This is a genomic window from Streptomyces sp. Ac-502 (genome assembly GCF_045222935.1).
GTDB classification, from domain to species: domain Bacteria; phylum Actinomycetota; class Actinomycetes; order Streptomycetales; family Streptomycetaceae; genus Streptomyces; species Streptomyces monomycini.
In genome coordinates, this window is sequence record NZ_JBHFFO010000001.1 from 5,454,777 (window position 1) to 5,468,141 (window position 13,365).

Sequence of the window (13,365 nt, forward strand, 5' to 3'; positions counted from 1 at the left end):
GGGAGCGGGTCCGTCAACGGATCGTCCAGCTGCCCGACGGCCGCCTCGAACGCCTCACGGTCGTACGGGCCGTCGGCGTCACGCGACGGCTCGGAGGACCTTCCCTCGCGCCCGCGGCGGAGGTCAGTCACGCGCCGACCTTGCCGACCACCGGGGCGAGCCCCGCCGAACGCTCCACCGCACCGGAGTCGCCGCACTCCACCAGCCAGTTGGCGAGCATCCGGTGGCCCCACTCGGTCAGGACAGACTCGGGGTGGAACTGGACGCCTTCGACGGGAAGTTCACGGTGCCGCAGCCCCATCGCCACGCCGGTCTCCGCGTCATCGCCCGTCCAGGCGGTGACCACCATCTCGTCGGGGACGGTGCCGGGCTGTACGGCCAGGGAGTGGTAGCGGGTGGCGGTGAAGGGGGTGGGCAGGCCCTTGAAGACGCCCGCGCCCTCGTGGGAGACCAGCGAGGTCTTGCCGTGCAGCAGCTCGGGGGCCCGGCCCACCACACCGCCGTAGGCGACCGCCATCGACTGCAGCCCGAGGCAGACCCCGAAGACCGGCACGCCCGTGTCGGCGCAGTGCCGCACCATGTCGACACAGACACCCGCCTGCTCGGGGGCGCCGGGGCCGGGAGAGAGCAGTACGCCGTCGAAGCCGTCCTGAGCATGCCGCAGCTCGACCTCGTCGTTGCGCAGCACCTCGCACTCGGCCCCGAGTTGGTAGAGGTACTGGACGAGGTTGAAGACGAAGCTGTCGTAGTTGTCGACGACAAGAATCCTCGCGGTCATCGGACGGCTCCCATCCCTCGGTCGACCGTGACGTCGTTGAAGGGGAGCAGCGGCTCCGCCCACGGGAAGACGTACTGGAAGAGCACATAGACGATCGCCAGCACCAGCACGAGGGAGATCAGCGCCCTCACCCATGCGTTGCCCGGCAGATGCCGCCAGATCCAGCCGTACATGCTGTCGCTGCCCCTACTTGCCGATGACGATGACCGTGTCGATCGATGTCGATCGCCCCACCAGACTAAAGGGCGAGGGCGGCGGCCGGGGGTCAGCCGGTCAAAGCCGACGGCCTTCCGCGCTCCACGGGTTGGGTGGAATCCAGGTGTGCCCAGACGATCAGCCGGTGACTGTGGCCCCACTCCGGTTCGCAGGTCGTCAGGGTGAGGTACCGGCCCGGCCCGTTGTATCCCGATTTGCGCGGTAGGGGGTCGATCACCCCGATGTCGGTGGGCACCGTCGTGTAGGGGCGCCGGTCGATCCGGTACGTGTACCAGGTCGCGCCGTCCGTGAGCACCACCGCGTCGCCCGGCCGCAGTTCGGGGAAGTCCTTGAACGGGTCACCGTAGGTGCGGCGGTGTCCGGCGACCGCGAAGTTGCCCGTCCCGCCGAGCCGCGCGGTGCGGTCGTAGTGGCCCAGCCCCTCTTCAGGACGTCCGTCCCGGTGCCCTCCAGTACGGGCTTGCTCCAGTCGGCGCCGAACCGCGGGATGTACATCACGGCGAAGGACTTGCCGTTCTCGTACCGCGGTCGCTTCCCGGTTCTGCCGGGCTGCCCGGCGGCGCCGTCCGGGGACGCGGTGGCGAGCGGGCCGGTGGACCACCGGTCCTGGAGTGCGCCGATCTCACCGTCCATCGCGCTGTCGGCCCGTACGCCGGTCCAGAACAGGACGTACACCACGAACAGCACGATCAGCGCGCCGACGGTGACGCACACCTCGCTGAACGTCCGTACGACCAGCCGCGCCACCGTGACGGGCCGCCGGCCCCGGCCGACCCGGCCTTCCGCCCCGGGCCGCGCCGCCGCCCTGGACCGTGCCGTCATCGCGGACCGCCCCCTCCCCGGCCGCCGGCGCCGGTGCGGGCGGCCGGCGGGTCACGGCTTCACAGGCTGTGCGTAGTGGAGATCCACTGTGCCGGAGTAGCCGGGCAGAGTCACCGTCTCGTGCTGGTCGACTTTCCAGCCGAGCCCGTAGGCGTTGACGTACTGCATGTAGTTCTGGATGGCCGGCGAAGCGGTCAGCGCCCTGCTCAGCTTCTCCCGGTCGCCGACGGCGGTGACCTTGTACGGGGGCGAGTAGACCCGGCCCTGGAGGATCAGGGTGTTGCCCACGCAGCGCACCGCGCTGGTGGAGATCAGCCGCTGGTCCATGACCCGGATCCCCTTGGCACCGCCCTGCCACAGGGCGTTGACCACGGCCTGCAGGTCCTGCTGGTGGATGACCAGGTCGTTGGGCTGCGGCTCCGGCACGCCGGGGATCTTCGCGGTGGCGTTGGGCGGGGCGTCGGTGAGGGTGACGGTCATGCCCTGGCCGTCGACCGGCTTGGTGCCGGCGTTCTTCTCCAGCGCCGCGAGCCTGGCGTTCTCGGCCGCCGAGTTGCCGCTGTCCTGGTGCGCGAGGGAGTCGACCTCGTCGCGCAGCGCGGCGTTGCGCTCGTCGTGGGCGCCGTTCTTGTGGCTGCGTTCCTGGATGAGGTCGGACAGGCGCAGCATCGAGTCGTCGGAGCGCAGGTCCGTGCCGCGCGCGGTGTCGAAACTCAGCCAGAAGATCAGTCCGGCGAGCGCGAAGACGCCCAGGGTCAACAGACGCACCGGCCGCAGGCGGCGGCGCGGCGGGCGTCCGGGGAGTCAGCGGAAGTGCTCAACGTACCCTTGCTCCTTACGACGCCGCGGAAGCACTACGCTAACGGACGCCCGGGGAGGGAATCCGCTCCCCGGCGCGTCCCCGCCCGGCCCGCGTCAGCACCATCCGCCCTCAGTGCGGTCACGCAGATCATCGACAGGAGAGTTCCTCGTGCCGAAGTCACGGATCCGCAAGAAGGACGACTTCACGCCGCCGCCGGCGAAGCAGACGACCAGTCTGCGCATGAGTTCCGGCCGGGGCTGGGTCGCCCCGGTGATGCTGGCGCTGTTTCTGATCGGTCTGGTGTGGATCGTGCTCTTCTATGTGACCGGGGGCGACATGCCCGTCAAGGCGATGGGCAACTGGAACATCGTGTGCGGGTTCGGCTTCATCGCGGTGGGCTTCGGCGTGTCCACCCAGTGGAAGTAGTCCGGACCAGCAGCTGTCCCCGGTGACACCGGTCATCGGGGACGGTGTCGCCCGGCGGGCGGCCCCGCTCTGCGGGACGTCCGCACCCGGCCGGACGGCCAGCGCGCCGCCCCTGCGCGAGCGTCGCCGCGCAAGCCATGCCCAAGGCCATCCACACAGTTATCCACAGCCGGGGAAAACTTCAGAAGATCTGTGGATAACTTCCCGGCCGTTGACGCCGGTGTGACCAGCGGTCCGTCACCCGGACCGCTGCCCCGCCCCGTCCTGGCTGGGAAAACGCGTCCCTGTGCAGGGTGGAACAGGCGTTCCCCACCCGGTGCACAAGATCCGACACGCGCTGTGGACAACCCGTACCCGAAGCGTGGACGGCCGGTACCCGCAGCGTGATCAACCCGTACCCGAAGCGCCTCCCGGCGCCCTCACGATCCGGCACGGAAAGACCACGTACCGCACCCCGCCCGGACCGATCCCGGCGCTCTCCGCGCCCGCCGCCCCCTCACCCCACCAGCTGGACGGTCCGCACCCACACCACCGCGACGATCACCAGGAACGCCACCGCGAACGTCAGCCCCTGCACCAGCGCCCGTCGCCCCCGCGGCGCGTGCACCATCCCGTACGCCACGGCCGCGCCCACGACCAGCCCGCCGACATGCGCCTGCCACGCGATGTTGGGCCATGCGAACGTGAAGACCAGGTTGAGCGCCAGCAGGATCAGCACGGGCCGCATGTCGTAGTTCAGGCGGCGCATCAGTATGGCCGTCGCGCCGAGCAGCCCGAAGACCGCGCCGGACGCCCCCAGCGAGGGCTGGTTCTGCGCGGCGAGCAGGTACGACAGGGCGCTGCCGCCGAGCGCGGAGAGCAGGTAGAGCCCGATGAAGCGGACCCGGCCGAGGGCCGCCTCCAGCGGCGGGCCCAGCCACCACAGCGACAGCATGTTGAAGATGATGTGCATCGGCTCCTGGTGCAGGAACGCCGCCGTCAGCAGGCGGTGGAACTCGCCCTCGGCGACACCGATGAACGTCAGGTCCTCGGGGACGAAGGCCCCGCCGATCATCTCCAGGTTCTGGACCAGGCTGTCGCCCACCGCCAGCACCGCGATGAACACCGCGACGTTGATGCCGAGCAGGATCTTGGTGACCAGGCGGGGGTCCGCGGCGAGCGAGCCGCCCGCGAGCGTCCGGGGGCGGTGGCCTGCGCCGTACGGCCCGTACCGCTGCCGCCGCGTACGCAGTCCGGGCACTGGAACCCGACCGACGCGCTGACCATGCACTCGGGGCAGACCGGCCGCTCGCAGCGCGTACAGCTGATGCCCGTCGCACGGTCCGGATGGCGGTAACAGCCGGGCGCGGCGTCGCCCGCCCGCGCGTCCTGCGGCTCCTGTGGGCTGCCCGGCGCCTGGTCCATGGTCCCCTCGGTTACTCGTCCGATTCCGTGCGGACGTCACCGCACGACGAAGTGCGCGCCCCACCCGATCTACGACCGGGCGGGGCGCAATGGTTCCCGCGGGTCCGCGGTCCGGGGCCGCTGCGGGTCTCCCGGGCCGGACGTCCGCGGTCGACGCGGTACCGCGCGTCAGCGGGTCTCGACGACGACCGACTCGATCACGATGTCGTTGACCGGGCGGTCGGTGCGCGGGTTGGTCTGGGCCGCCGCGATGGTGTCCACGACCTTCTTGCCCGCGTCGCTGGTGACCTCGCCGAAGATGGTGTGCTTGCCGGTCAGCCAGGTGGTCGGGGAGACCGTGATGAAGAACTGCGAGCCGTTGGTGCCCGGGCCGGCGTTGGCCATGGCGAGCAGGTACGGCTTGTTGAAGGCCAGGTCCGGGTGGAACTCGTCCTTGAACTCGTACCCCGGGCCGCCGGTGCCGTTGCCCAGCGGGTCGCCGCCCTGGATCATGAAGCCGCTGATCACCCGGTGGAAGACGGTGCCGTCGTACAGCTTCTCCGTGGTCTTCTTGCCGGTCTCCGGGTGGGTCCACTCGCGCTCGCCCTTGGCGAGTTCGACGAAGTTCTTCACCGTCGTCGGAGCGTGGTTCGGCAGGAGCCGAATCTCGATGTCGCCCTGATTGGTCTTCAGGGTGGCGTAGAGCTCTTCAGCCACGATCTACCTTCCATAAGTCTGCACTGACGGTTCCCGATCCTCGCACGGACGTGTGCCCCGCACCGGGACACCACCGCGTTCGATTCCCCTTTCCGCCACCAGTACCGGCCGAACCGGCGCACGGCCCGGAAAACCGTGGCATTGTCATCGCAAGGCTCCGTATGGCCCCCAATGACCCGGATGCCCGCCCGCGCATGCCGTATGTCGCGCTGGCAGGCATGATCTTGAACCGGGTGGACAGGCGACACAGCAGACATCGGGGGACAACCCCCGAGCCCCCGGACACGCCACCGAGGAGGAGGATCCCGTGACCCGCAAGGACAGCGTGCGCGCGGCGACCAGTTCGGCCAAGGACAGCGTGCGACACGCGGCGGAGGTGGTGGCTCCGTATGCCGGTACGGCCAAGGACACCGCCACGCACTACGCGCACGAGGCCCGCACGCGACTGGCACCCAAGGTGGCCGAGGCCGCTCACCAGGCCCGCAGCCAGTACGACGCCCACCTGCAGCCGCGCATCGAGCACGCCCGCGGCGCCCTGCCGCCGAAGGTCGACGCGGCCGCGAGCCGCGCCGCCAAGCGCACCCGCGAGGCGGCCCGCCAGGCCGCCGACTACACCGCCCCGCGCGTCGAGCACGCCGTGCACAGCGCACGCGCCGCCGCGGAACCGGTCCGCGAGCAGGCCGTGGCACGCGGCACGGCCGCCATCGCGGCTCTCCGTGGCCAGGTGTCGGCCAAGGAGATCGAGAAGCTCGTCAAGAAGCACAACCGCCGCCGCCGCGCCGGCAAGGCCGCCAAGCGGATCGCGGTCGTCGGTCTCCTCGCCGGCGGTGCCTACGCCGCCTGGAAGTGGTGGGACAAGCAGGCCAACCCGGACTGGCTGGTCGAGCCCCCGCCCCCACCGAGGTCAGCGAACGCGCCACCCTGACCGCCGTGGACGACACCGCGGAGGCGGCCGCCCTGGACCCGGAGGTCCAGGCCAAGCAGGCCGAGGCCGAGGCGGAGGAGCGCGGCGGAGGCACCACCTGATGTCTTGGGGCGACGCCGCCCCGCCGCACGACACCCGCCCGGGCCACAGCCCCGTCCAAGGGCCTGCGGTCCGGGCCGGTGGTCCGGAACAGCGGACTTACGCCTTGCGGAGGCGGAACCCGAGGCCCAGAGCGTCATCCTTGAACGTCTCGCCGTAGGACGGGTCCGCGTCGCCCGGCGCGAAATCGACGGCCAGGACCTCGTCCGCTATGAGTTCGGCGTGCTCGGTGAGCGCCGTGGCCGTCTCAGGGGAGACGGAGGTCCAGCGCAGCGCGATCCGGTCGGCGACGTCCAGGCCGCTGTTCTTGCGGGCCTCCTGGATGAGCCGGATGGCGTCGCGGGCCAGGCCGGCGCGCCGCAGTTCCGGGGTGATCTCCAGGTCCAGGGCGATCGTCGCGCCCGCGTCCGAGGCGACCGACCACCCCTCGCGCGGCGTCTCCGTGATGATGACCTCCTCAGGGGTCACGGTGATCGTCTCGCCGTTCACCTCCAGCGTCGCCTCGCCGGAGCGCAGGGCCGTGGAGAGGGCCGCCGCGTCCGCCGCCGCCACCGCCTTCGCCACGTCCTGGACGCCCTTGCCGAATCGTTTGCCCAGGGCCCGGAAGTTCGCCTTGGCCGTGGTGTCGACGAGCGAGCCGCCGACCTCCGAGAGCGAGGCGAGGAAGGAAACGTTCAGTTCCTCCGTGATCTGGGCCTGGAGCTCGGGGAGAGCGCCGCGAAGCCGGTCGCGCCCACCAGCGCGCGGGAGAGCGGCTGGCGGGTCTTGACTCCCGACTCCGCGCGCGTGGCCCGGCCCAGCTCCACCAGACGGCGGACCAGCAGCATGTGCCGGGACAGCTCCGGGTCGGCGGCAAAGCGGTCCGCCTCGGGCCAGGTGGAGAGGTGGACGGATTCAGGCGCATCGTGCGTGACCGGCACCACCAGGTCCTGCCAGACCCGTTCCGTGATGAACGGGGTCAGCGGGGCCATCAGCCGGGCGACCGTCTCCAGCACGTCGTGCAGGGTCCGCAGCGCCCCTTCGTCGCCCCGCCAGAACCGGCGCCGCGACCGGCGTACGTACCAGTTCGACAGGTCGTCGATGAAGGCCGAGAGGCGCTTGCCGGCCCGCTGGGTGTCGTACGACTCCATGGCCTCGGTGACGTCGGCCACCAGTGTGTGGAGTTCGGAGAGCAGCCACTTGTCGAGGACCGGGCGGTCGGCAGGGGCCGGGTCGGCCGCCGACGGGGCCCAGCCGGAGGTCCGGGCGTACAGCGCCTGGAAGGCGACCGTGTTCCAGTACGTCAGCAGGGCCTTGCGGACGACTTCCTGGATGGTGCCGTGGCCCACGCGGCGGGCCGCCCAAGGGGAGCCGCCGGCCGCCATGAACCAGCGCACCGCGTCCGCGCCGTGCCGCTCCATCAAGGGGATCGGCTCCAGGATGTTGCCCAGGTGCTTGGACATCTTGCGGCCGTCCTCGGCGAGGATGTGGCCCAGGCAGACCACGTTCTCGTACGAGGACTTGTCGAAGACCAGCGTGCCGACGGCCATCAGCGTGTAGAACCAGCCGCGGGTCTGGTCGATCGCCTCGGAGATGAACTGCGCCGGGTAGCGGCTCTCGAACAGCTCCTTGTTCCGGTACGGGTACCCGTACTGCGCGAACGGCATGGAGCCCGAGTCGTACCAAGCGTCGATGACCTCCGGTACACGCTTCGCCGTCTGCGTGCAGCCCTCGGCGGTGCAGGTGAAGACGACATCGTCGATGTACGGGCGGTGCGGGTCGAGGTCCGACTGGTCGGTGCCGGTCAGCTCGGTGAGCTCGGCGCGGGAGCCGACGCAGGTGAGGTGGTCGTCCGCGCAGCGCCAGATGGGGAGCGGGGTGCCCCAGTAGCGGTTGCGGGACAGCGCCCAGTCGATGTTGTTGTCGAGCCAGTCGCCGAAGCGGCCGTGTTTGACCGATTCCGGGAACCAGTTCGTCGCCCCGTTCTCCTCGATCATGCGGTCCTTGACCGCGGTCGTACGGATGTACCAGGACGGCTGCGCGTAGTACAGCAGTGCCGTGTGGCAGCGCCAGCAGTGCGGGTAAGGGTGCTCGAAGGTCTCGTGGCGGAACAGCAGGCCCCGTTCCTTGAGGTCGGCCAGGACCAGCTCGTCGGCCTTCTTGAAGAAGACGCCGCCGACGAGGCCGAGACCCTCCTCGAAGGTGCCGTCGGGGCATACCGGGTTGACGACCGGCAGGCCGTACGCCTTGCACACCCGGTAGTCGTCCTCGCCGAAGGCCGGGTTCGTGTGGACGAGACCGCTGCCGCTCTCCGTGGTGACGTGGTCGCCGTTCACCACGAAATTGGCGCCTTCGAGCGCGACGACGGAGAACGGCGACTGGTAGGACCAGCGCTCCATCTCGGCGCCGGTGAAGGACTCGCCGGTGGTGACCCAGCCCTCGCCCAGCGCCTGCTCGATCAGCGGCTCCGCGACGACCAGGCGCTCCGTGCCGTCGGTGGCGACCACGTAGGTCACCTCGGCGTTGACGGCGACGGCGGTGTTGGAGATCAGGGTCCAGGGGGTGGTCGTCCAGGCCAGGAGTGCCGCCTGGCCGGCCAGCGGGCCCGAGGTCAGCGGGAAGCGGACGTAGACGGAGGGGTCGACGACCGTCTCGTAGCCCTGGGCCAGCTCGTGGTCGGACAGGCCGGTGCCGCAGCGGGGGCACCAGGGCGCGACACGGTGGTCCTGGACCAGCAGGCCCTTGTCGAAGATCTGCTTGAGGGACCACCAGACCGACTCGATGTACGGGGGTCCATCGTCCGGTACGCGTCGTCCAGATCGACCCAGTACCCCATCCGGGTGGTCAGGTCGGCGAAGGCATCGGTGTGGCGGGTCACCGACTCGCGGCACTTGGCGTTGAACTCGGCGATGCCGTACGCCTCGATGTCCTTCTTGCCGTTGAAGCCCAGCTCCTTCTCGACGGCCAGCTCGACCGGCAGGCCGTGGCAGTCCCAGCCGGCTTTGCGGCCGACGTGGTAGCCCCGCATGGTGCGGAAGCGGGGGAAGACGTCCTTGAAGACGCGGGCCTCGATGTGGTGGGCGCCGGGCATGCCGTTGGCGGTCGGCGGACCCTCGTAGAACACCCACTCGGGGCGTCCCTGGGACTGTTCCAGAGTCTTTTCGAAGACCTTGCTCTCGCGCCAGAAGTCGAGCACCTCGTGCTCAAGGGCGGGCAGGTCGACCTGGGCGGGCACCTGGCGGTATTGCGGCGATGTCATCGGCGGCTTAACTCCGGTCGGTCTGCGTGATGGGATCGATCCCTGGAGGCTCACGGCCACACCCCTCACGGCCTGCGAACGGGGCCTGCCCGCACGGCGGTTCGTGGTGGCCCCGGCGGAGTGTGCGCCCCGGCCGGACACGGCTGCGGGAGACGCTGCTCGTGCGGTCGGTGCCTGTCGGTCGACCCACTATACGGTCAAGGTCCGGCCGGACGACGCCCGTTGAAACCAGCCACGGGAGGCCGGTCGGCGCCCCTCACGGCGGCCGCGGACCCGGTCAGGTGACCCGTGCGTACTGCCGGCCCGCGATGGTCTCCACCAGTCCGGGGACGTTCTGTTCGATGTAGAAGTGCCCGCCGGGGAAGAGCCGCGTCTCGGTCGACGCCGTGGTGTTCAGGCGCCACTGGCCGAGCTGTTCGGCCGTGAAGATGTCGTCGGTGCCGTAGCACACGACGATGTCCGCCTCGGTGACGGTGCGCCGCTGCCTGGACAGGAACGACTCCGAGACCGAGAAGTCGGCGCGCAGGAGATCGGCGGTCCTGCGGCGCAGTCGGGGGTGGTCGAGGATCTGCTGCGACAGGCCGCCCCCGGACTTGGCGGTGATCTCGAAGATCTCCTCGTCGGTCGTGGTGAGGGGAGAACCTTCGAAGGGCAGGACGGCACCCCGCGGACCCGAGTTCGCCGACGCGAACAGGGTGGCGCACTGGCTGCGGGCCCCCGTCTCCTCCAGCCGGGCCGCCAGGGCGAGGCCGACATAGGCACCGAGGCTGTGCCCGAAGACGGAGAACGGGCCGTCGATGGCGGAAACGGTGTCCAGCAGGGAGTTCACGGCCTCGTCGATGGTGGTGACGGGCGTTTCCCGCCATCGGCGGCCCCGGCCGGGGAGATCGACGGCCAGTGGCCCGATCTCCGGCGGCAGTGCCTTCACCAGGGGATCGAAGTAAGCGGCGGATCCGCCGGCGTGGTGGAGCAGAACGAGCGGATGAGGCGTCATGGGTGTCCGTCTCCCGTAGGGGCGGGCGAAAGGCGCGGGTGGAGGCGGCCCGCAGGCCGCCTCCACCCCGGGGCCCGTCAGCTCTGCTGGTGGGGGGTGAACTGGAACCCCCGCTGGCTCTCCTTCGCGACACGGTTGTGCCCGTACGTGTCCTCACCGGACACCAGGACCGTGCCGTACTTGTCGAGCACGATGCCGCCGCCGTACTCGCTCACCTCGTCGGTGCCCGGGTAGACCTGCACCTGCGTGGGGACGAACCGGGCGGCGTAGCCCATGCGGTAGTCCTTCTTGGTCCCGGTGTGCGGCAGGGACGCGTGCATCAGGGTCGACCAGAAGATCACGCACTCGCCCGGCTTCATCACCAGCGGGAACGCCTGGGACTCGTCCGGCTTCCAGTTCGGGTCCTTCTGCAGCTGCCGGTAGTCGTAGCCGAAGAAGCCCCGCTTGATGCCGTCCTTCTCCCGGGAGTTCGCCGCCTCCGCGTTGTACTCCATGCCCTTCGACTCGTCGTAGTTCATGACCTTGTGCGTGCCGGGCATCAGCTGGAGGCAGCCGTTCTCCTTCGTGGAGTGCGTGAACGCGGTCCACACGGTGACGGTGCCGCCGAAGGCCGGCCGGCCGTCCTCCGAGGGCCACACGATCTGCGGCGTGCCACTGGCGTGCGCGAAGGTCGCCGCCTGGTGCCAGTCCGTGCCCTCGTCGCCCTGGTACTTGGGGAAGAACTCGCTGCGCCAGCAGAGCAGGTCGGGGCCCAGGAGCGAGGCGACCCGGTCGACGATCTCCCGCTTCATGATGTGCTCGGACAGCAGGTCGATGTCCAGGTGCCGGTCGTAGTTGGAGATGCTGCTCGCCTTGCCGGAGCCCTCCGGGTAGATGGCCTGCGAGCGGTCGCGCAGCTGCCGCTGGATGGTCTTCCAGCGCTCCTCCATCTCCTCGACCTCGTAGATCTTGATGGGTCCGAGGAAGCCGTCCCGCTCGAACTGCTCGACCTCGGCTTCGGTCAGGGAGAACGTGGTCTGCTGAGAAACGGTCATCGCTGTCATCCGCTCTGTACGGGGGTACCGGTGAGACGAGCTACCTCTGAGGCGATCTCTCCGAGGTTCTTCTCGAAGAGAATCTGAATGTCGACCTCGGCGCCGAAGCGCTCCTTGATGCGATGGCTCAGTTCGAGGGCGAGGACGGAGTGGCCGCCCAGGTCGAGGAAGTTGTCCTCGACGGTGGCCGGCTCCTCCAGGAGTTCCGTGGCCCAGGCCGGGATCAGGCTCCGGGCCTCGTCGAGAATCGGCTTGTCCTGTGTCATTTCACTCATGTGTGACGACCGTTTCGTTCCATGACCGGGCGACGGCAGCCCGGTCGACCTTCCCGTTGACGGTGCTGGGCAGCTCCGGCAGCCGCTGGTAGCGGGCGGGATGCATGTAGGCGGGCAGCAGATCCTTGACGTGTGCGCGCAGATCGGCCGCCCTCGGCGCCTGCGCTTCGTCCCGTGCGACGAAGTCACAGACCAGCCGGTCATCACCGGCCTTGAACTGCCGTACGTGGACGACCGCGTCGAGTACGCCTTCGTGCCGGCGGACCGCGGCCTCGATGTCACTGAGCTCGATCCGGTAGCCACGCAGCTTGACCTGGAGATCGGCCCGCCCGATGTAGGCGAGACTGCCGTCGGGCAGGCGGTGCACCAGGTCACCGGACCGGTAGTGGAGAACGGGCGCCCCGGTGTCCGGGGAGGCGACCGGCACGAACTTCTCCGCGGTGAGGTCCGGCCGCTTGAGGTACCCGTCGGTCACCTGGGGGCCGGCGAGCCACAGCTCCCCCGTCTCGCCGTCCGCCACCTCGTGGCCGCTCTCGTCGGCCACCCGCAGCCCGAAACCGGGCAGGGCGGTGCCGATCACGGACCTGTCGGAGTCCAGATCGTCCTCGCCGACCTCGTGGAACGTGGTGAAGACGGTGGTCTCGGTGATGCCGTAGCCGTTCACCAGCCGGGGGCTTTCCAGGCCGTACCGCTTGGCCCAGGGACGCAGCGTGGCGGGTACCAGCTTCTCCCCGCCGAAGATGACGTACCGCAGACCGCTCAGATCCCGGCCGGAGCGCAGTGCCGCTTCGGCGAGGGTGGTGAATGCGGTGGGGGTCTGGTTGAGCACGGTGACGCCCTCGTCGCCGATCACGCCGAGGTATGTGTCGGGCGACCGTGCGGCCCAGTGGGGCAGGACCACCAGTTCGGCCCCCGTGGTGAGGGCCCCCAGATTTCCCACACCGAGAAATCGAAGGCGATCGAGTGGAAAAGGAGCCACCGGTCGTGTTCGTCGACATCGAAGACGGCCCGTGAGGCGGTGAAAAGGGCCGCGGCGTGTCCATGGCGTACGGGTACGCCCTTGGGGGCGCCGGTCGTGCCCGAGGTGTAGATGACGTAGGCGTCGGCCTGCGGGCCGGGCACCGGGCCCGGTGTCCTCCGCCCGGCCCGGTCGGCGAGTTCGGCGATCTCCTGGGTGGTGATCACGCTGGTCACCGTGGTGGCGGCGAGGTCCTCACCGGGGTCACCGATGATCGCGGTCGCCTCGCTGTCGGCGATGATGAAGCTCTTCCGGGCCGGCGGGTGCCGGACGTCCAGGGGGACGTAGGCGGCCCCCGCCTTCAGGACGCCGATCATGGCGGCGACCGCGTCGGCCCCGGGGAGCATGCGCAGGGCGACACGGTCGCCCGCCCGTACTCCCTTTTCGTGCAGCAGCCACCCGATGGTGTCCGACCACTCGTCGAGTCGGCGGTAGGTGAAACGCCTGCCGTCGGCGGACAGCGCGCAGCGCTCCGGATGCGTGCTTGCGGATTCTTTGAACAGGCCCAATAGGCCGACTTCGGCCCGTATAAAACAATCCGATTGCACCATGAAGCCCCCTCATGCTCAACGAATGCCGTATCAGAATGTGAGATTCAACGACCTCGCCATTCACGACGAGCGAAACAATCGCACGGC

10 protein-coding genes and 5 pseudogenes are annotated in these 13,365 nt (G+C 69.8%); 2 read left to right on the plus strand and 13 right to left on the minus strand.

The window, feature by feature from the left end; all coding sequences use genetic code 11:
- Positions 1-127: 127 nt before the first annotated feature.
- The 5 genes and pseudogenes from ACEXOX_RS24650 to ACEXOX_RS24670 all read right to left on the minus strand — a co-directional run bounded on the left by ACEXOX_RS24650 (position 128) and on the right by ACEXOX_RS24670 (position 2,584).
- On the minus strand, positions 128-778 hold the full coding sequence (locus ACEXOX_RS24650; RefSeq protein ID WP_030017043.1) for an aminodeoxychorismate/anthranilate synthase component II: 651 nt from the start codon (positions 776-778) through the stop codon (positions 128-130).
- Positions 775-951, minus strand: coding sequence for a hypothetical protein (locus tag ACEXOX_RS24655; protein WP_030017044.1), 177 nt, complete (start codon positions 949-951; stop codon positions 775-777). Before ACEXOX_RS24655 ends, ACEXOX_RS24650 begins: the two co-directional genes overlap by 4 nt.
- A gap of 92 nt (positions 952-1,043) precedes the next feature.
- A complete protein-coding gene (locus ACEXOX_RS24660; protein WP_406523317.1) occupies positions 1,044-1,595 on the minus strand; it encodes a class E sortase in 552 nt (183 codons plus the stop codon).
- A pseudogene (locus ACEXOX_RS24665) lies at positions 1,585-1,816 on the minus strand (hypothetical protein); the annotation flags it as partial. The gene ACEXOX_RS24660 and the pseudogene ACEXOX_RS24665, both read right to left, overlap by 11 nt.
- A gap of 51 nt (positions 1,817-1,867) precedes the next feature.
- Positions 1,868-2,584, minus strand: a complete 717-nt coding sequence (locus ACEXOX_RS24670; protein WP_406523319.1) for a DUF881 domain-containing protein — start codon at positions 2,582-2,584, stop codon at positions 1,868-1,870.
- A gap of 202 nt (positions 2,585-2,786) precedes the next feature.
- Between ACEXOX_RS24670 and crgA the strand changes: the two genes are divergently transcribed.
- Positions 2,787-3,044: a cell division protein CrgA gene (gene crgA, locus ACEXOX_RS24675; RefSeq protein WP_030017047.1), complete on the plus strand. Its 258-nt coding sequence runs from the start codon at positions 2,787-2,789 to the stop codon at positions 3,042-3,044.
- A gap of 496 nt (positions 3,045-3,540) precedes the next feature.
- Here the strand turns inward: crgA and ACEXOX_RS24680 are convergent.
- Positions 3,541-4,448, minus strand: a pseudogene (locus ACEXOX_RS24680) (rhomboid family intramembrane serine protease).
- A gap of 168 nt (positions 4,449-4,616) precedes the next feature.
- Positions 4,617-5,144 carry a peptidylprolyl isomerase gene (locus tag ACEXOX_RS24685; protein ID WP_406523321.1) on the minus strand — a complete coding sequence of 176 codons (528 nt, stop codon included), beginning with the start codon at positions 5,142-5,144 and terminating at the stop codon, positions 4,617-4,619.
- Between the two features lie 307 nt (positions 5,145-5,451).
- Here ACEXOX_RS24685 and ACEXOX_RS24690 point away from each other — a divergent pair.
- Positions 5,452-6,170, plus strand: a pseudogene (locus ACEXOX_RS24690) (DUF5324 family protein).
- Positions 6,171-6,267: 97 nt separating this feature from the next.
- On the opposite strand, the pseudogene ileS reads toward ACEXOX_RS24690, so the two are convergent.
- From ileS to ACEXOX_RS24720, 6 genes and pseudogenes are all read right to left on the minus strand, one after another.
- Positions 6,268-9,406 (minus strand): annotated as a pseudogene (gene ileS, locus ACEXOX_RS24695) (isoleucine--tRNA ligase).
- A 277-nt stretch (positions 9,407-9,683) separates the two neighbouring features.
- Positions 9,684-10,400: a thioesterase II family protein gene (locus tag ACEXOX_RS24700; protein WP_406523322.1), complete on the minus strand. Its 717-nt coding sequence runs from the start codon at positions 10,398-10,400 to the stop codon at positions 9,684-9,686.
- Positions 10,401-10,477: 77 nt separating this feature from the next.
- Positions 10,478-11,434, minus strand: a complete 957-nt coding sequence (locus ACEXOX_RS24705) for a chlorinating enzyme (protein ID WP_406523324.1) — start codon at positions 11,432-11,434, stop codon at positions 10,478-10,480.
- A gap of 5 nt (positions 11,435-11,439) precedes the next feature.
- The gene (locus ACEXOX_RS24710) at positions 11,440-11,709 is read right to left on the minus strand and encodes a phosphopantetheine-binding protein (protein ID WP_406523326.1); all 270 of its coding nucleotides are present in this window, start codon (positions 11,707-11,709) and stop codon (positions 11,440-11,442) included.
- The gene (locus ACEXOX_RS24715) at positions 11,702-12,253 is read right to left on the minus strand and encodes an AMP-binding enzyme (protein WP_406526460.1); all 552 of its coding nucleotides are present in this window, start codon (positions 12,251-12,253) and stop codon (positions 11,702-11,704) included. Before ACEXOX_RS24715 ends, ACEXOX_RS24710 begins: the two co-directional genes overlap by 8 nt.
- Positions 12,227-13,278, minus strand: a pseudogene (locus ACEXOX_RS24720) (AMP-binding protein); the annotation flags it as partial. The gene ACEXOX_RS24715 and the pseudogene ACEXOX_RS24720, both read right to left, overlap by 27 nt.
- Between the last annotated feature and the right edge of the window lie 87 nt (positions 13,279-13,365).

What these genes read in the sequence shown, in the direction of transcription:
- ACEXOX_RS24710 (WP_406523326.1), bottom strand. Translation starts at nt 11,709, where the DNA reads ATGAGTGAAATGACACAGGACAAGCCGATTCTCGACGAGGCCCGGAGC.
- ACEXOX_RS24700 (WP_406523322.1), bottom strand. Translation starts at nt 10,400, where the DNA reads ATGACGCCTCATCCGCTCGTTCTGCTCCACCACGCCGGCGGATCCGCC.
- ACEXOX_RS24650 (WP_030017043.1), bottom strand. Translation starts at nt 778, where the DNA reads ATGACCGCGAGGATTCTTGTCGTCGACAACTACGACAGCTTCGTCTTC.
- ACEXOX_RS24655 (WP_030017044.1), bottom strand. Translation starts at nt 951, where the DNA reads ATGTACGGCTGGATCTGGCGGCATCTGCCGGGCAACGCATGGGTGAGG.
- ACEXOX_RS24705 (WP_406523324.1), bottom strand. Translation starts at nt 11,434, where the DNA reads ATGACCGTTTCTCAGCAGACCACGTTCTCCCTGACCGAAGCCGAGGTC.